The sequence below is a fragment of the Paracidovorax wautersii genome, assembly GCF_900113035.1.
Classification (GTDB): domain Bacteria; phylum Pseudomonadota; class Gammaproteobacteria; order Burkholderiales; family Burkholderiaceae_C; genus Paracidovorax; species Paracidovorax wautersii.
Map to the genome: position 1 here is coordinate 403028 of NZ_FONX01000004.1, position 17646 is coordinate 420673.

The 17646-nt window shown below is 65.8% G+C and carries 17 protein-coding genes and 1 tRNA gene; 11 read left to right on the forward strand and 7 right to left on the reverse strand.

Annotation, left to right across the window (positions count from 1 at the left end; translation table 11 throughout):
• Positions 1–164: 164 nt before the first annotated feature.
• From yaaA to paeA, 6 genes are all read left to right on the forward strand, one after another.
• Positions 165–944: a peroxide stress protein YaaA gene (gene yaaA / locus BM070_RS08885; protein ID WP_092939219.1), complete on the forward strand. Its 780-nt coding sequence runs from the start codon at positions 165–167 to the stop codon at positions 942–944.
• Positions 945–998: 54 nt separating this feature from the next.
• Positions 999–1907: a prolyl hydroxylase family protein gene (locus BM070_RS08890; RefSeq protein WP_092939220.1), complete on the forward strand. Its 909-nt coding sequence runs from the start codon at positions 999–1001 to the stop codon at positions 1905–1907.
• Between the two features lie 82 nt (positions 1908–1989).
• Entirely contained in the window at positions 1990–2835 is an 846-nt protein-coding gene (gene prmC / locus BM070_RS08895; protein ID WP_245785154.1) for a peptide chain release factor N(5)-glutamine methyltransferase, read from the forward strand.
• 105 nt (positions 2836–2940) lie between these two features.
• Positions 2941–3264, forward strand: coding sequence for a Grx4 family monothiol glutaredoxin (gene grxD, locus BM070_RS08900; protein ID WP_092939222.1), 324 nt, complete (start codon positions 2941–2943; stop codon positions 3262–3264).
• A gap of 292 nt (positions 3265–3556) precedes the next feature.
• Positions 3557–4585 carry an AAA family ATPase gene (locus BM070_RS08905; RefSeq protein WP_092939223.1) on the forward strand — a complete coding sequence of 343 codons (1029 nt, stop codon included), beginning with the start codon at positions 3557–3559 and terminating at the stop codon, positions 4583–4585.
• A 91-nt stretch (positions 4586–4676) separates the two neighbouring features.
• Positions 4677–5993 carry a polyamine export protein PaeA gene (paeA, locus tag BM070_RS08910; protein ID WP_092939224.1) on the forward strand — a complete coding sequence of 439 codons (1317 nt, stop codon included), beginning with the start codon at positions 4677–4679 and terminating at the stop codon, positions 5991–5993.
• 45 nt (positions 5994–6038) lie between these two features.
• Here paeA and BM070_RS08915 read toward each other — a convergent pair whose 3' ends face one another.
• Positions 6039–6695: a lytic transglycosylase domain-containing protein gene (locus BM070_RS08915; RefSeq protein ID WP_092939225.1), complete on the reverse strand. Its 657-nt coding sequence runs from the start codon at positions 6693–6695 to the stop codon at positions 6039–6041.
• 47 nt (positions 6696–6742) lie between these two features.
• Positions 6743–8488: a proline--tRNA ligase gene (locus BM070_RS08920; RefSeq protein WP_092939226.1), complete on the reverse strand. Its 1746-nt coding sequence runs from the start codon at positions 8486–8488 to the stop codon at positions 6743–6745.
• Positions 8489–8578: 90 nt separating this feature from the next.
• Between BM070_RS08920 and BM070_RS08925 the strand changes: the two genes are divergently transcribed.
• A complete protein-coding gene (locus BM070_RS08925; protein ID WP_092939227.1) occupies positions 8579–9220 on the forward strand; it encodes an RNA pyrophosphohydrolase in 642 nt (213 codons plus the stop codon).
• Positions 9221–9349: 129 nt separating this feature from the next.
• On the opposite strand, the gene proB is transcribed toward BM070_RS08925, so the two are convergent.
• From proB to rplU, 4 genes are all read right to left on the reverse strand, one after another.
• The gene (gene proB / locus BM070_RS08930) at positions 9350–10531 is read right to left on the reverse strand and encodes a glutamate 5-kinase (protein WP_092939258.1); all 1182 of its coding nucleotides are present in this window, start codon (positions 10529–10531) and stop codon (positions 9350–9352) included.
• A 105-nt stretch (positions 10532–10636) separates the two neighbouring features.
• A complete protein-coding gene (gene cgtA / locus BM070_RS08935; protein ID WP_092939228.1) occupies positions 10637–11707 on the reverse strand; it encodes an Obg family GTPase CgtA in 1071 nt (356 codons plus the stop codon).
• 163 nt (positions 11708–11870) lie between these two features.
• Positions 11871–12128, reverse strand: coding sequence for a 50S ribosomal protein L27 (gene rpmA / locus BM070_RS08940; RefSeq protein WP_092939229.1), 258 nt, complete (start codon positions 12126–12128; stop codon positions 11871–11873).
• Between the two features lie 14 nt (positions 12129–12142).
• A complete protein-coding gene (gene rplU / locus BM070_RS08945; RefSeq protein ID WP_092939230.1) occupies positions 12143–12454 on the reverse strand; it encodes a 50S ribosomal protein L21 in 312 nt (103 codons plus the stop codon).
• A 235-nt stretch (positions 12455–12689) separates the two neighbouring features.
• On the opposite strand from rplU, the gene BM070_RS08950 reads away from it, so the two are divergent.
• From BM070_RS08950 to BM070_RS08965, 4 genes are all read left to right on the forward strand, one after another.
• The gene (locus BM070_RS08950) at positions 12690–13673 is read left to right on the forward strand and encodes a polyprenyl synthetase family protein (protein ID WP_092939231.1); all 984 of its coding nucleotides are present in this window, start codon (positions 12690–12692) and stop codon (positions 13671–13673) included.
• A 21-nt stretch (positions 13674–13694) separates the two neighbouring features.
• Positions 13695–13771, forward strand: a tRNA-Pro gene (locus BM070_RS08955).
• 187 nt (positions 13772–13958) lie between these two features.
• Positions 13959–15118 (forward strand): IS3 family transposase gene (locus BM070_RS08960; protein WP_245785155.1). Its coding sequence is split into 2 segments (ribosomal slippage): positions 13959–14220 and positions 14220–15118, totalling 1161 coding nucleotides; the frame shifts between segments, so codons are not numbered across the junction.
• 45 nt (positions 15119–15163) lie between these two features.
• Positions 15164–16018, forward strand: coding sequence for an alpha/beta hydrolase (locus tag BM070_RS08965; RefSeq protein WP_092939232.1), 855 nt, complete (start codon positions 15164–15166; stop codon positions 16016–16018).
• A gap of 229 nt (positions 16019–16247) precedes the next feature.
• Here the strand turns inward: BM070_RS08965 and BM070_RS08970 are convergent.
• A protein-coding gene (locus BM070_RS08970) for an IS3 family transposase (RefSeq protein WP_245785156.1) occupies positions 16248–17605 on the reverse strand; the annotation gives its coding sequence in 2 pieces (ribosomal slippage) (positions 16248–17128 and positions 17128–17605; 1359 coding nt in all).
• Positions 17606–17646 lie beyond the last annotated feature (41 nt).

Sequence of the window (17646 nt, forward strand, 5' to 3'; positions counted from 1 at the left end):
CCAGCAGCCAGGGGCAAGCCCCCTGCCCTGCTGGCCGGCCCGCGCTTGAGGCACACTGCCTCCTCGTTCCCTTTCTGCGGCCCTTCACGGGCCGCAGCCCATTGCGGGGCGCCTCCATCGCCCGCCCCGCTCCCACCGATCACTCACGACAGGCCCGCACCGCCATGCTGTTTCTGCTGTCCCCCGCCAAATCGCTGGATTACGACACGCCGCTGCCCGAAGGCCTGCCGCACACGCAGCCGCAGTTCGTGGCCGACTCCACCCGGCTGATCGAGGTGCTGCGCGGACAATCGCCGCAGCAGATCGCATCGCTCATGCACATCAGCGACGCGCTGGCCGCGCTGAACGTGGGCCGCTATGCAGCCTGGGAACCGAAGTTCACGGCCGCCAATTCGCGCCAGGCCGTGATGGCCTTCAACGGCGACGTCTATGAGGGCCTGCAGGCGCAGAGCCTCACGCCGGACGAGCTGGACTGGGCGCAGCAGCACCTGGGCATCCTGAGCGGCCTCTACGGCGTGCTGCGCCCGCTGGACCGCATGCAGCCCTACCGGCTGGAGATGGGCACGCGCCTGGCCACCGATGCCGGCGCCAACCTCTACCAGTTCTGGGGCTCGCGCATCGCCGAGCACCTCAACACCCGGCTGCAGGCCGACGCCACGCCGGTGGTGGTCAACCTGGCCTCGCAGGAATACTTCAAGTCGGTGGACCGCAAGGTGCTCAAGGCCCGCGTGATCGAATGCGTGTTCGAGGACTGGAAAGGCGGCACCTACAAGATCATCAGCTTCCACGCCAAGCGCGCGCGCGGGCTGATGGCGCGCCACGCCATCCAGCACCGGGTGGCAACCCCGCGCCAGCTCGAGGGTTTTGATGCGGAGGGCTATGCTTTTGCCCCTGCCGCGTCCGCGCCCGACCGCCTGGTGTTCCGCCGCAAGACCGCCGGCTGAGCGCCAGGGCACGGGCCGCCTCCGTTCCACGCCAACGCACGCACGACGACCGCCATGTCTTCCCAATCCCGTTCTGCCTCTGCCTCTGCAACCACCTTGCGCCAGCCCGTCACGCCGGAGTTGCGCGCCTGGATCATCGAACAGGCCGAGGCCGGCTTCACCGGCCCGGTGGTGCTGCAGTCCATGCTGGACGCGGGCTGGGACGAGGCCGTCGCCGTGCACGCCATGGAAACGGTGCTGACCGATGCGCTGCGCGACAAGACCCAGCCCGGCTCTGCCGGCGCAGCGGCGCCGAAGACCGCGCAGCGCCCCATCCCCGAGCCCGACCTGAGCCAGTCGCCCGCCCGCATCGACGTGGGCGACCGCGAGGTCGAGGTGCTGATGTCGCTGCATGCGCCCCGCGTCGTGCTGTTCGGCAACCTGCTCTCGCCTGAGGAATGCGATGCGCTCATCGCCGCCGCCGAGCCGCGCATGGCGCGCTCGCTGACTGTGGCGACGCGCACCGGCGGCGAAGAGGTCAACGACGACCGCACCAGCGACGGCATGTTCTTCCAGCGTGGAGAGAACGACGTCGTCGCGCGGCTGGAGGCGCGCATCGCGCAACTCGTGCGCTGGCCCGTCGAGAACGGCGAAGGCCTGCAGGTGCTGCACTACCGCCCGGGCGCCGAGTACAAGCCGCACTACGACTATTTCGATCCCGAAGAGCCCGGCACGCCCACCATCCTGCGGCGCGGCGGCCAGCGCGTGGCCACGCTGGTGATCTACCTGAACGACCCCGAGCAAGGCGGCGGCACCACCTTCCCCGACGTGCAGCTGGAAGTGGCCCCGCGTCGCGGCAATGCCGTGTTCTTCAGCTACGACCGGCCGCACCCCGGCACCCGCAGCCTGCATGGCGGCGCGCCCGTCATCCGCGGCGAGAAATGGATCGCCACCAAGTGGCTGCGCGAACGGGAATTCCGCTGAAGCCTTCCCGTGTGCCTCAGGCCATGGATCGACCCCAAAATGGCCTGCAGCCCGCCCTGCATCTGCGCACTGCGCTATCAAATTGATACCAAACCCCACCACCCCGCAGACCGTCGCCCAGGCACTCGCCCAGGCCCAGGCACAAGGCCTGGCCCGCATCGATGCGCAACTGCTGCTGCTGCACACGCTGGGCCGCCCGCACGGCGACCGCGCCTGGCTGCTGGTGCATGACACCGATCCGCTCGGCCTGGCAGCCCAGGAGGGCTTCGAACGCCTGTGCCGCCGCCGCGCGGCCGGCGAGCCCGTCGCCTACCTCACCGGCACCAAGGAGTTCTACGGCCTGCCCCTGCAGGTGGATGCACGCGTGCTCGACCCGCGCCCCGACACCGAAACCCTGGTGGACTGGGCGCTCGAAGCGATCGCCCCCCTGCCCGCCCCACGCGTGGTGGACCTGGGCACCGGCAGCGGCGCCATCGCCCTGGCCCTGCAGCGGCAGCGCCCCACGGCACAGGTCACGGCCGTGGACGCCAGCGCCGATGCGCTGGAAGTGGCCCGCGGCAACGCCCAGCGCCTGGGCCTGCCCGTGCAGATGCGCCACGGCCACTGGCTGGACGGCATCGAGGGCCCCTTCGATCTGATCGTGAGCAACCCGCCCTACATCGCCGAGGGCGACCCGCATCTGGCCGCCCTCACGCACGAACCTGCCCAGGCCCTGGCCAGCGGCGCCGACGGTCTGGACGACATCCGCACCATCGTGCAGCAGGCCCCGGCCCGGCTCGCGGCAGGCGGCTGGCTGCTGCTGGAGCACGGCTGGGACCAGGCCGAAGCCGTGCAGGCGCTGCTGAGCGCGGCCGGCTTCGCGCAGGTGCAAAGCCGCGCCGACCTGGCGGGCGTGGCGCGCTGCACGGGCGGCATGCGCCCCCTGTGACAAGACGCCCCGGCCGTGCGCCGCACGCCGCGCCGCAGACAGTGAAATAATCATGCATTCGCTGCGGCGCCCTGGCCACAGCCCATTCCTTCAGGAGATTCACCCATGAGCGACGCACAGCAACGCATCGACGCCCTCGTCAAATCCAACGACATCCTGCTGTTCATGAAGGGCAGCGCCAGCTTTCCGATGTGCGGCTTCTCCGGCCGTGCCATCCAGATCCTGAAAGCCTGCGGCGTGGACCCCAAGAGCGTGGCCACCGTGAACGTGCTGGAAGATCCGGAAATCCGCCAGGGCATCAAGGAATACAGCAACTGGCCCACCATCCCGCAGCTCTACGTCAAGGGCGAATTCATCGGCGGCTCGGACATCATGATGGAGATGTACGAGTCGGGCGAGCTCAAGCAAGTGCTGGGCACGCCCCAGTAAGAGCGGCCGACACAGCCCTTCTGGCGTCGTTGCCGCATCTCGTCGTACCAGCCGTACTGCCTTCGATGCGGCGCCTCGCCAGAACCGCTTCGCTGGGTTGTGTCAGCCGCTCCCAGGCGCTCATCCCCCCGCTTGCCAGCCAGCCGCCTCCGGGCGGCTTTTTTCATGCCCGGCCGCAAGCGCGGGCAATGCGCTCATCACCGACAGGTTGACCGGGTTTTTCCAGCGTTCACTGCCGGCATGTTGTGTGCTTGAATGAATCCGTGTCTTCTTCAACCGGGAGCAGCGCGACATGAGCACCAGCAGCAGTACATCTTCCTCGCACAGCCTCGTCCCGCAGCCTTCGGCACTGAGCCTGCCGGTGGCCCGGGTCCGCAACGTGTTCCAGCCCGGCGATGTGGAGCGGCGCCTGAGGCGCCTGAACGATGCCGGCAACCAGCGCGACCACGACGGCCTGCGCGCCGTCTATGAACGCATGCTCGAGCGTGGGCCCGAACGCTTCCAGGTCAAGCCGGCGGGCGTGCCCGACATGGCCGGCCTCTACGAGCAGTTGCCCAACTTCACCGAGGTGCTGGACGACGTCAAGCGCCACGTCGCCCTGGCGCAGGACTGCAGCGACGGCCTGGAGGTCACACCCATGCTGCTGCTGGGCGTACCCGGCATCGGCAAGACGCACTTCGCCCGCCAGCTGGCCCAGCTGCTGGGCACGGGCATGAACCTGGTGCCGATGAGCTCCATGACGGCGGGCTGGCTGCTCTCGGGCTCGTCCTCGCAATGGAAGGGCGCACGCCCCGGCAAGGTGTTCGAGGCGCTGGTCGAAGGCGAATACGCCAACCCCGTCATCGTCATCGACGAGATCGACAAGGCCGCGTGCGACGCGCAGTACGACCCGCTGGGCGCGCTCTACGGCCTGCTGGAGCACGACACCGCGCAGAGCTTCACCGACGAGTTCGCCGAGGTCGCCATCGATGCCAGCCAGGTCATCTGGATCACCACGGCCAACGACGAGCGCGGCATCCCCGACCCCATCCTCAACCGCATGAACGTGTTCGAGGTGCCGGCGCCCACGCCGGACCAAGCCCGCTCCATCGCCCGGCAGCTCTACCAGGAGATCCGCGCCAGCCACGACTGGGGCCGCCTGCTGGACCCCGAGCCGGAAGCGGACGTGCTGGACGCGCTCGCCCATATGCCGCCGCGCGAGATGCGGCGCGCCTGGATGACCGGCTTCGGCAACGCCCGCCTGGCCCGGCGCGGCGCCGTGGAGGTGGCCGACCTGCCACCCGGCACGGCCCGCAAGACGCGCATCGGCTTCGTGCAGTAGCCCGCCGGCCTGGGCAGCGGGCGGGCCGCCCGCTGCGCCCCGCTACACTCAGGCTCGCCGTGCGGCACCGCACGCAGCCCGTCCGCTGTCCATGAATTTTTCCCAAAGCCTATTCGTCATCGGTTTGCTGATCGTCGCCAGCGCGTTCTTCTCGCTGGCAGAAATCTCCCTCGCGGCATCGCGCCGCCTGCGGTTGCGGCAGATGGCGGACGAGGGCGATCCCCGGGCCGAACGGGTGATGCGCATCCAGGAGCAGCCGGGCGACTACTTCACCGTGGTGCAGGTCGGGCAGAACGCCGTCGCCATCCTGGGCGGCATCGTGGGCGAAGGCGCGCTGAGCCCGCATTTCACCGGCCTGCTGGGGCTCTGGCTGGACGATGCGCAGGCGCAGACCCTGGGCTTCCTCGCGTCGTTCACCATCATCACCTCGCTCTTCATCCTGTTCGCCGACCTGTTCCCCAAGCGGCTGGGCATGGCCAACCCCGAAATGCTCGCGCTGCGCGTGGCACGGCCCATGAAGGTGCTGATGGCCATCCTTCAGCCGCTGGTCTGGCTCTACAGCCGCAGCGCCGACCTGCTGTTCCGCATGCTGGGCCTCTCGTCGCTGCGGGACGACCGCGTCACGGCGGACGACATCCTGGCCATGATGGAAGCGGGCGCGCGCTCCGGCGTGCTGGCGGCACGCGAGCAGCAGGTGATCGAGAACGTGATCGAGCTCGACACCCGCACCGTCTCCAGCGCCATGTCGCAGCGCGACCGCATCGCCTACTTCCTGCGCGACGACCCGGACACCGTGATCCGCGCGCGCATCGCGGAAGAACCCTTCTCGACCTACCCGGTGTGCGATGGCGACATCGACCACGTGGTGGGCTATGTCGATGCCAAGGACCTCTTCCAGCGCGTGCTGAACAACCAGCCCATCTCGCTGGCCGACGAAGGCCTGGTGCGCAAGGTGCTCATCGTGCCCGACCGCCTCTCGCTGGGCGAGGTGCTCGAGCAGTTCCGCCAGGTGCATGAGGACTTCGCGGTCATCGTGAACGAATACAGCCTGGTGGTGGGCGTGGTCACGCTCAACGACGTGATGAGCACCGTGATGGGCGACCTCATCAGCCCCACAGACGAAGAACAGATCGTGCGGCGCGACGAGAACTCCTGGCTCATCGACGGCGTGACGCCCGTGGAAGACGTGCTGCGCGCCCTGAACCTCGACAGCCTGCCCCATGCCGGCGAATACGAGACGCTCGCCGGCTTCCTGATGGTCATGCTGCGCCGCGTGCCCCGCCGCACGGACAGCGTTAACTGGGACGGCTACAAGTTCGAAGTGCTGGACGTGGACAGCTACCGCATCGACCAGGTGATGGTCTCGCGGCTGGTGGACGGCGCCCCGGCGGCCGGCAACGCGCACTGAGATCGATCAGCCGCCGCAGCGGTGCGGTGCGGCGCGGTTTCCGGCTCAGGCCGCCGAGGAACCGCCGTGCGCCAGGCGCTCCTGGAAGAACCAGTTGCGCTGCGCCGCGAACACCGCGTTCGGATAGGCGGGCTTGCCCCGGCTGCCGTTGTAGCGGCCCAGCGTCATGTAGAGATCGCCCTGCTCGCGGTCCAGGTAGTGCCGCAGGATGACGCAGCCGAAGCGTAGATTGGTCTGCATCTGGAACAGCTTGCTCGCATCGCCGTCGCCGATCACGCGGGTCCAGAACGGCATGACCTGCATGTAGCCCCGGGCACCGACGCTGGAGACGGCGAACTTGCGGAACGCGCTCTCGACCTGGATCAGCCCCAGCACCAGGGAAACATCGAGCCCCGCGCGCTTGGACTCGTACCAGACGGTCTGCAGGAAATCCCGGCGGACCTGCCCATCGGGCTTGCGCGAGCGCAGGCGGTCGCTCATGGCCGCCATCCAGCGCAGGTAGCCGAGCCGCGCCTCGGTGGAGGCGAAGGTGGGCTCCAGCGGCTCCTGGGAGGCGATCGCGAAGCTGAGCGCCGAGCGCACGGAATCCGCCAGCGGCTCTTCGATCTGCCCGCCGGCATGGGCCGCCTGCGGCAGGCCCAGCCAGACGGCCGGCCCCGCAGCGGACACCGATGCCATGCGCAGCAGCTTGCGGCGGCTCATGCCCGCCGCAGCGGGCTCCGGCCCCACACCGCGAGGGGCCAGCGGGCTCATACCGCCACTCGGCCCTTCACGTGGGCGAGGATGTCGGCGACGGCGACCTTGGTCACTGCGGCGTCACGGCGCTGCTGGTATTCGACCACGCCTTCCTTCAGGCTCTTGTCGCCGATGGTCACGCGGTGCGGCACGCCGATCAGTTCCCAGTCGGCGAACATGGCGCCGGGGCGCTCGCCACGGTCGTCCAGGATCACGTCCACGCCGGCAGCCAGCAGGTCGGCATAGATCTGCTCGGCCGTGGCCTTCACCGCCTCGCTGCGGTCCATGCCCACCGGGCAGACCACCACGGTGAACGGTGCGATCGCGTCGGGCCAGATGATGCCGCGCTCGTCATGGTTCTGCTCGATGGCGGCGGCGGGCAGGCGCGTGATGCCGATGCCGTAGCAGCCCATCTCGAAGAAGGCGGGCTTGCCGTCTTCGCCGAGGAAGGTGGCGTTCATCGCGCGGCTGTACTTGGTGCCCAGGTAGAACACGTGGCCCACCTCGATGCCGCGCTCGATGGCCAGCTCGCCCTTGCCGTCCGGCGACGGGTCGCCCGCGACGACGTTGCGCAGGTCGGCCACCAGTTCGGGCTCGGGCAGGTCGCGGCCCCAGTTCACGCCGGTGATGTGGAAGTCGGGCTGGTTCGCGCCGCAGATCCAGTCGGCCATCACGGCCACTTCGCGGTCCACCACCAGCTTGACGGGCTGCTTGAGTTCCAGCGGGCCCAGGTAGCCGGGCTTGCAGCCGAAGTGGGTTTCGATCTCGGACAGGGTGGCGAAGCGGAAGCCCGCTTCCAGCCCCGGCACCTTGGAGACCTTGATCTCGTTCATGTCATGGTCGCCGCGCAGCAGCAGCAGCCACACCTGGCTCTTGACGATCTCGCCTTCGGCATTGGTCTCGTCGGTGGCCAGCACCAGCGACTTGACCGTGCTCTGGAGCGGCACGCCCAGCAGCGCGGCCACGTCGGCGCAGGTGCTCTTGCCCGGCGTGGGGGTCAGCGTGCGCGGCTGCGCGGCGGCAGGGCGCGGGCCGGCCGGCGGCAGGGCCTCGGCCTTTTCCATGTTGGCGGCGTAGTCGCTCGCCGGGCAATAGACGATGGCGTCCTCGCCCGTCGCAGCGATCACCTGGAATTCCTCGCTCAGGTCGCCGCCGATGGCGCCGCTGTCGGCCGCCACGGCACGGTAGGTCAGGCCGAAGCGATCGAAGATGCGGCGATAGGTCTGCGCCATGACCTGATAGCTGGCCTTGGCGCCGGCCATGTCGCGGTCGAAGCTGTAGGCGTCCTTCATGGTGAACTCGCGGCCACGCATCAGGCCGAAGCGCGGGCGCCGTTCGTCGCGGAACTTGGTCTGGATCTGGTAGAGGTTCTTGGGCAGCTGCTTGTAGCTGCGCAGCTCCTGCCGGGCGATGTCCGTGACCACTTCCTCGCTGGTCGGCTGGATCACGAAGTCACGCCCGTGGCGGTCCTTGATGCGCAGCAGCTCGGGGCCCATCTTGTCGAAGCGGCCGGTCTCCTGCCAGAGCTCGGCCGGCTGCACCACGGGCATGGTGCATTCCACGGCGCCAGCGCGGTTCATCTCTTCACGCACGATGGCTTCCACCTTGCGCACCACGCGCAGGCCCATGGGCATGTAGTTGTAGATGCCGGCCCCCAGCTTCTTGATGAGGCCTGCGCGCATCATGAGCTTGTGGCTCACCACCTCGGCGTCCGCAGGTGCTTCTTTGAGGGTGGAAACGAAAAATTGGGAAGCTTTCATCGGGCGATTTCAGGCAGCCGGGACCACTCCGCTTGTCGCTCGTAAAGCGACGTGCATAATGGACACAGTTTAAAAATTTGGGGTTAGATTATGCTTGACCGGGACGGCTTTAGGCCGAACGTCGGCATCATCCTGCTCAACCAGAAAAACCAGGTATTTTGGGGCAAGCGCATTCGCACCCACAGCTGGCAGTTCCCGCAAGGGGGCATCGACAGGGGCGAAACGCCCGAGCAGGCGATGTTCCGGGAACTGCACGAAGAGGTGGGATTGCAGCCGAATCACGTTCGCGTGGTCGCCCGAACCCGGGACTGGTTGCGCTACGAGGTGCCTGACCGGTATATACGGCGCGATGCGCGCGGCCACTACAAGGGCCAAAAGCAGATCTGGTATTTGCTGCAGCTCGTCGGCCACGACTGGGATCTGAACCTGCGCGCCACCAACCATCCGGAATTCGACGCCTGGCGCTGGAACGACTACTGGGTGCCGCTGGACGTGGTGGTCGAATTCAAGCGCGGCGTCTATGAAATGGCGCTGACCGAACTGGCCCGTTTCCTGCCACGCCAGGAGCAGCGCAATCGCTACCTGCGCAGCGGCATGCGCTCGCGCGATGGTGCGGATGCCGGCAACACCGGCGGCGCCATGCATCGTGCGGGTTCGCTGCTGCTGAGTCCTGGTGTCGAGCTGCCGCCCGGCGCCAGCTTCGATCCGGACCCGCAAGGCGAACGGACCTGAGTTGCCATCGGCCTCAGCGATGAGGCAGGCACTTTCGGCTTCAGCCCGAACGCCCCGCAAGGCACCCAGTCCGGCGGGCCTTCCTTCTTTAGACAGCCCACAAAGAGCCCGCCAAGGGCTCTTTCTCTTTCAGCCCTGCAGGGCTGCGGCCGCCACGGCAGCCTGGGGCTTCGCGCCACCGGTCAGCACCAGGTTGTCACGGTGCATCATTTCCGGCTCGGCGATGTAGCCCAGCAGACGCTCGATCTCCGCCGAAGGCTTGCGGCACAGCAGGCGCGCCTCGGCGCTGGCGTAGTTGGCAAGGCCCCGGGCGATCTCCCGCCCTTCGGTATCGCGCACGGCGATCACGTCGCCGCGGGAGAACTCGCCCTCCACCGCCACCATGCCGATGGGCAGCAGGCTCTTGCCCTCGTCGCGCACCTTGGCGGCCGCGCCGGCATCGACGGACACCGAGCCGCGCAGCTGCAGGTGATCGGCCATCCATTGCTTGCGCGCCTGCTGCTTGGCCGTCTGGGCCACCAGCAGCGTGCCGATGGCCTCGCCCTGCGCCAGCCGCATCAGCACGTCCGGCTCGCGGCCCCAGGCGATCACGGTCGAAGCCCCCGAGCCAGCGGCGCGCTTGGCCGCCAGGATCTTGGTGATCATGCCGCCCTTGCCGATGCTCGAACCCGCACCGCCAGCCATCGCCTCCAGCGCCACATCGCCCGCGCGGGCTTCGTGCACGAACTGCGCAGCGGGGTCGCGGCGCGGGTCGGCGGTGTAGAGGCCCTTCTGGTCGGTCAGGATGACGAGCGCATCCGCTTCCACCAGGTTGGCCACCAGCGCGCCCAGCGTGTCGTTGTCGCCGAACTTGATCTCGTCGGTGACGACGGTGTCGTTCTCGTTGATGACGGGCACGACGCCCAGGCGCAGCAGCGTCAGCAGCGTGGAACGCGCGTTGAGGTAGCGCTCCCGGTGGGCCAGATCGCCATGGGTGAGCAGCACCTGCGCGCTGCCCATGCCCTGCTCGCGCAGCTTGGTTTCGTACATCTGCGCCAGCCCCATCTGGCCGACGGCGGCCGCGGCCTGCAGTTCGTGGATCTCGCTCGGGCGTGCGGTCCAGCCCAGGCGCTTCATGCCTTCGGCGATCGCGCCGCTGGAGACCATCACCACCTCGCGGCGGGTGGCGCCGTCGCCCCGCACCAGCGCGGCGAGCTGCCGGCTCCATTCGCCGATCGCCTGCTCGTCGAGCCCCCGGCCCTCGTTGGTCACCAGGCTGGAACCCACCTTGACCACAATCCGGCGGGCATCACGCAATACATTGGGCAGCATTTTCAGGGTCATCCAGGCATCTGGCGCTTGCAAGACAAGCGCATATAGCTATCTTTTTGATAGCAAACATCAAGAGCGCGGAGGGATCGCCCTCCGCCTTCCGCCCTACTCGGGCGCGTCGCCCGCGAACCGGGGGTCGATCTCGACCGGCGCCATCAGCGCCTGCTGTTCCGCACGCACATGCTTGTAGATGGCATGGATCAGCGCCTCGCAGCCTTCGCGGGTCAGCGCGGAGATCTCGAACACCGGGCCCTTCCACTTGAAGCGCTTGACGAAATCCTTGACGCGCGCGGCACGCTCCTGCTCCGGCACCATGTCAAGCTTGTTGAGCACCAGCCAGCGCGGCTTGGCGTGCAGTTCGGCGTCGTACTTGCGCAGCTCTTCCACGATGGCCTTGGCCTGCGCCACCGGGTCCACAGAGTCGTCGAAAGGCGCCATGTCGATGACATGCAGCAAGAGGCGGGTGCGCTGCAGATGGCGCAGGAACTGATGGCCCAGGCCGGCACCCTCGGAGGCGCCTTCGATCAGGCCGGGGATATCCGCAATCACGAAGCTCTGCTCGGGGCCTACGCGCACCACGCCCAGATTGGGGTGCAGGGTCGTGAACGGGTAGTCGGCGATCTTCGGGCGCGCATTCGACACGGCCGAGATGAGGGTGGACTTGCCGGCATTGGGCATGCCCAGCAGGCCCACGTCCGCCAGCACCTTCAATTCGAGCTTCAGGCTCTTGCGCTCGCCGGGCCAGCCGGGCGTCTTCTGGCGCGGAGCGCGGTTGATGGCGCTCTTGAACCGCATGTTGCCGAAGCCGCCGTCGCCGCCCTTGGCGATGGTGATCACATCGCCCGGGTTGAGCAGTTCATACAGCACCTCGCCCGTCTCGGCATCGGAAATGATGGTGCCCACCGGCATCTTGAGCGTGATGTCGTCGCCCGCGGCGCCGAACATGTCCGAGCCCATGCCGTGCTCTCCGCGCTTGGCTTCGTGCCGGCGCGAATAGCGGAAATCCACCAGGGTATTGAGGTTGGGATCGGCGACCGCGAAGACGTGGCCGCCCCGCCCGCCATCGCCACCATTCGGCCCTCCGAATTCCTTGTACTTCTCGTGGCGGAACGAGACACAGCCATTGCCGCCGTCTCCGGCAGCAATGTCGATAAAGGCTTCGTCAACGAACTTCATGGCATCCAGTTTACAAAAGGCGCCTTCGGGCAGTCACATGCCGAAAACGCAAGAGCCCCGCAGCGCGGGGCATCGAGGAACGCCGGCGAGGTACACCCCGGCATTCCCGAAAACGACAAAGCCCCGACCTGCGGGGCTTTGTACAGCGTCAGATGACTTGCGCTCAGGCGGCAGTCACGTTGACCGTGTGCTTGGACATCGCACCCTTCGTGCCGAAGGAAACGTGGCCGTCCACCAGGGCGAACAGCGTGTGGTCCTTGCCCACGCCGACGTTCGTGCCGGGGTGGAAGCGCGTGCCGCGCTGGCGCACGATGATGGAGCCGGCGCTGATCAGTTCACCGCCGAAAGCCTTCACACCGAGCATCTTGGGCTTGGAATCGCGCCCGTTTCGCGTAGAGCCGCCGCCTTTTTTCTGTGCCATGAGATCAGCTCCTGTTAACCGGCGATCGCACCGATTTGCAGTTCGGTGAACTGCTGGCGATGGCCTTGGCGTTTCTGATAGTGCTTGCGACGGCGCATCTTGAAGATGTGCACCTTGTCGTGCTTGCCGTGGGCGACGACCGTAGCCGTCACCGTAGCGCCGGACACCAGGGGAGTGCCAACCTTGAGTTCAGCGCCGTTGCCGACTGCCAGAACCTGGTCGATCACGATCTCCTGGCCTACGTCCGCAGCAATCTGTTCTACTTTAATTTTTTCGCCAGCAGCAACGCGATATTGCTTGCCACCGGTTTTTATGACCGCGTACATGTAAACCTCTTGAGTGTGAGTCCCGCAAACGAATTTTTGCAGAGCCGGCGAATGTAGCACGATCCCTGGATAGAGGCAAGGCCCCGCGCTCCGCCACATGCCGGCAGCAGGCCATCGGCGCAGCCTTGCACCCACCGCTCAATGCGATCTGGCGCAGGGCCCATGCGTCCCCGCCCCGACGAAGCCTCCTGCTCTTTCTATAATCGCCGCTTACCTCCAGAACCCATCGAACGCTTTGGCCGCCAACTCACACAGCACCGCATCCGCCCTTGCACTCATTGCCGACGACATGTCGCAAGTGGACGAAGTGATTGCCCAAAGGCTCGACTCCTCTGTCCCCCTGGTGGGCCAGGTCGCCCGGTACATCATCTCCGCCGGGGGCAAACGGCTCAGGCCGGCGCTGCTGCTGCTGGCCTGCGGCGCCCTCGGCTACCAGGGAGCGCAGCGCTTCAACATCGCAGCGGTGATCGAATTCATCCACACGGCCACGCTGCTGCACGACGACGTGGTGGACGAATCCACGCTGCGTCGCGGCCGCCCCACCGCCAACGAAAGCTTCGGCAACCCGGCCAGCGTGCTCGTGGGCGACTTCCTGCACTCGCGCGCCTTCCAGATGATGGTGGATGCCGACGACATGCGCATCATGCAGATCCTGTCCGAGGCCACGAACATCATCGCTGAGGGCGAGGTGCAGCAGCTCATGAACACCCATGACGCCTCGCTGAGCGAAGCAGGCTACCTGCAGGTGATCCGCTCCAAGACGGCCAAGCTCTTCGAGGCCAGCACGCGCCTGGCCGCCGTGCTCTCGCAGAACACGCCGGAAATCGAAGCCGCGTGCGCCGACTACGGCCAGGCCCTGGGCACGGCCTTCCAGGTGATCGACGACGTGCTCGACTACGACGGCGACGCCGGCGAGATGGGCAAGAACCTGGGCGACGACCTGCGCGAAGGCAAGGTGACGCTGCCGCTGATCATCGCCATGCAGCGCGGCTCGCAGGAACAGCGCGAACTGATCCGCCAGGCCATCGAGGCCGGCGCGACCGACGAGCTGTCCAAAGTCATCGACATCGTGCGGCAAACCGGCGCGCTGCAGGCCACCAGGCAGGCCGCGGCAGAGCAGGCCCAGCAGGCCATCGACGCGGCAAGACGCCTGCCAGTCAATAATTACTCTGAAGCGCTGCTACAATTGGCGTCTCAGCTGCTTGAGCGCCGCGTCTGACACGCACGCGCTCCAGACCATCGGGGTGTAGCTTAGCCTGGTAGAGCGCTACGTTCGGGACGTAGAGGCCGGAGGTTCGAATCCTCTCACCCCGACCAGGAATCCATGCAAAAAGCCCAAGTGAATCAAGCACTTGGGCTTTTTTGCTTTTGGTCGTCATGAATGACGATTCGGAGTAAATCTTGGTCCTCGATGGCCCAAGAATGGCCCACGTCGGTGACCCGCTCCCTCCCTGCCGTACCAACCTAAACGAGAGCGAGTCCGTCCTTTTGGAGAATGACGGACATGAGAACCAGCAAGTACAGCGAGCAGCAGATCATTGGCTTGCTGAACCAGGCCACGGCCGGGATGGGCATCAAGGAGCTGTGCCGCAAGGAAGGCTTCAGCGAGGCCACGTTTTACAAGTGGCGGGCCAAGTACGGCGGCCTGCAGGTCAGCGAGGCGGTGCGGCTGCGCGAGCTTGAGGCGGAGAACGGCAAGCTCAAGAAGCTGCTGGCCGAGGCACACCTGGACATGCACGCGCTCAAGAGCGTGCTGGGCGTAAAGCGCTAGCCCCGCAAGTGCGCCGGGACGCCGCGCGTCGCATGGTGGACGAACACCACCTCAGCGAGCGCCGCGCCTGCCGCCTTGTGGGGCTGAGCCGAGATGCCTATCGCCACCCACCCGTGGTGAACACGGAGAACCAGACCTTGACCGAAGCCATCAAGACCATCGCGCTGCAGCGCCGCGGCTTCGGCTACCGGCGCGTGCACGACCTGCTGCGCACCACCCACCCCGGCGTCAATCACAAGCGCGTGTACCGGCTATACCGCGCGGCAGACTTGGCCGTGCGCAAGCGCGCCAAGGCCAAGCGCCCGGTGGGGGCGCGCACGCCGTTGGTGGCGGCCAGCCACGTCAACGCCACCTGGAGCATGGACTTCGTCTCGGATAGCCTGTGCAATGGCCGCCGGCTGAAGTGCCTGACGGTGGCCGACGACTTCAGCCACGAGTGCGTGGACATCGCGGTGGACTTCGGCATCGGTGGCGAATACGTCACGCGGCTGCTGGACCAGGCGGCGCGGTTCCGGGGCTACCCGCAGGCGGTGCGCACCGACAACGGGCCGGAGTTCACCAGCCGAGCCTTCCTTGGCTGTGCCCAGCGGCACGGCATCAAGCACATCCTCATCGAGCCGGGCGCGCCAACGCAGAACGGCTACATCGAGAGCTTCAACGGCAAGTTCCGCGACGAGTGCCTCAACGAGCACTGGTTCGAGACACTGGCGCAGGCCCGCGTCGTGATCCGGGACTGGGTGCAGGACTACAACGAGGTGCGGCCGCATTTGAGCATGGGCCGCATGCCACCCAGGTGCTTCGCACGCCTTCATCGCCAGCATGCTGGCGATGAAGGTTCAACTTCAACCGCCGCACTGGCGATACCCTTGACCCCCAGGACTCCCTCGCAATGAGTGGTACGGCAATTGGGAGCAGGCTATCCCTATAGGAGAGATTCGATGAGTGTGAGCTGCCCAGGTACATCGCGCGCACTTCGCAAACTCTGCGCTGTGTTCTTTGGTTCCTTAGCCGCATTAAGTTTCGCACAGACTGCTGAAGATCCCCTGGATAAAACTGCGGCACAGATTTCTTCGGTGTACCGTAGCGTTGCGGGCCGCGATCTTCGCATTTTTGAGTTTGCTCCTTCAGGAGCCTCGGGTAACGCGCGGCCCGCGATTCTCTTTGTGCAAGGCGGCGCATGGTCGCGCGGCAGACCTGAGCAGCTTTTCAGGCCCGCGCGTCTATTCGCTGACAAAGGTTTTGTTTCTGTGGTGCTTGAGTACAGGTTGGTGGATAAAACAAACTCTCCAGTCGAATCATTCTCGGACGTTTGCAACGCTCTATCGTTCCTGAGAAGCAATGCGAAAAAGCTTGGTCTCGCACCATCACGGATTGCACTGTGGGGAATTTCCTCCAGTGGGCAACTCGTGACGTCTGCGGCGACGGTTGGATGCGGTTCGGCAGAGGGTAGCTCCGGCAATGGCGGCCCTGACGCATTGCTGCTTGTCTCACCCGTAGTTGACGCTGTCTCAGACGGCCTGTTCCGTGATCTGATGAAAGGGCATGCAGCACCTGCTTCATTGTCCCCCGCACACACCTTATCAAAAAGTATTGTTCCCACTCTCATCACGCAGGGTGACGCAGACAAAACCACGCCTATTGAGCGGAGTAGGCTGTTCTGCGAGCGAGCGCGGGGTTTGGGAAGTCGGTGCGACCTTGTGACCTTTGAAGGCCAGGGGCACGTGCTTGACAGGCCCACACGCGACAACATCCTGGAGCGTCAAGCCAGTTTTCTTCGAGAGATATGGCAATGACGTCCGTAGCATCGCTGGCGTGAAAAGCTGCTTCGGATTTCGGCGGCCGATCTCGGAAGTCTGCTGTCGAAGGCTTTCGTTAAGGGTTGTGAGATACCTGCCCGGCAAGCCACAGGTCGTGGGTGAGGCACAACCTGAGGGCAGGTGGCCGTCCCACGGCTGCACCTCAGGATGAATCGCCCCGGCATTGAACTGCCCCCCAGAAGTTGGACGGTCACGATTCCGCCGATCAGGCGGAGCTTCTCAATCGGTACCCCACCGGACTGAGCCCCTGCAGCCCGAGCTTGATGCGCTCGTGGTTGTAGTAGTTGACGTAATCATGCACGCCCGCTTCGAGCGCATCAACGCTGTCGGGCCTTTCGAGATGGAAATACTCGGCCTTCAGAGTGCCGAAGAAGCTTTCAATTGCCGCGTTGTCGAGGCAGTTGCCTTTGCGGCTCATGCTTTGCTTGACTCCGCGTCGCGCGAGCATTGCTCGGTAGGGCTGCATCTTGTAGTGCCAGCCTTGGTCGGAGTGCACGATCAGGTTGGTGACGCAACTGGCCCGTGAGAGCGCGGCTTCAAGCATGCTGGAAACCATCTCGAAGACCGGACGCCTTGCCATGCGGTACGCGACGATCTCGCCGTTGTACAGGTCCATACAGGCCGACAGGTAGAGCTTGTGGCCGCTCACATTGAACTCGGTGACATCGGTCGCCCACTTCTGGTTCGGGGCGGTCGCACAGAAGTCGCGCTGCAGAACGTTGGGCACGTGCTCATCGCTCATGCCCGGAACATGCCGAGATCTCTTCTTCGCCCGAATCAACGCGCGCAGCCCCATCTTCTGCATCAGACGCTGCACGCACTTGTGGTTGACCGGTTCTGCCATTGAATTGCACAGCACCGCAGTGATGCGTCGGTATCCGTAGCGGCCCTTGTGCTCGTCGTAAATGGTGCGGATTCTGGCTTCCACTGCGCGTTGCTGGTCGGCGTGCTGGGTCGCCTGGCATTGGTAGTAGAACGTGCTGCGCGGCAGGCCCGCTATGTGCAACAGGTCCGCCAACTTATGGTCATGCCTCAACCCGGCAATCAGGCGCGCTTTGTCGGCGCAGCTGACCTCTTCGACCGAATTAAGGCCTGCAATTTTTTTAGGTACGCGACCTCCGCGCGCAGTCGTTCGTTCTCTTCCCGCAAGGTTCTCTCCGCATCGGCAACGACCGTGCTCGACGGTGCTGCAGAGCGCCGTTCTGGCTTCATCTTGGGCTGCTCTTCTTTCCCCCTCTCGCGCGCTTGCCAGCGGCCTTGATCGAGATTGCGTCGCCAGACCACGACCTGGTTTGGATTGCGAATGTCATAGATCGCCGCGACCTGACGGCTGGAAAGCTGCTCGCGATCCTGATGAGCCAGCACCTGCAGCTTGAACTGCGCACTGTACGCGCTGCGCTTGGGGCTCAAGCCGTCGATGCCGTGGAGACGGTAATGGCTCACCCAAGTGCGGATCTTCTCCTCGGGAACCGACCACCGCCGAGCCAAAAGCTTCGCGCCGCCTTCGCCTTCCAAGAAGCTCTGGACAACTTCCAGCTTGAACTCCACTTCGTACCTCTTCATGAAACCCCTTGAAGTTCATCCAACTTCTGGGGGTCAGTTCA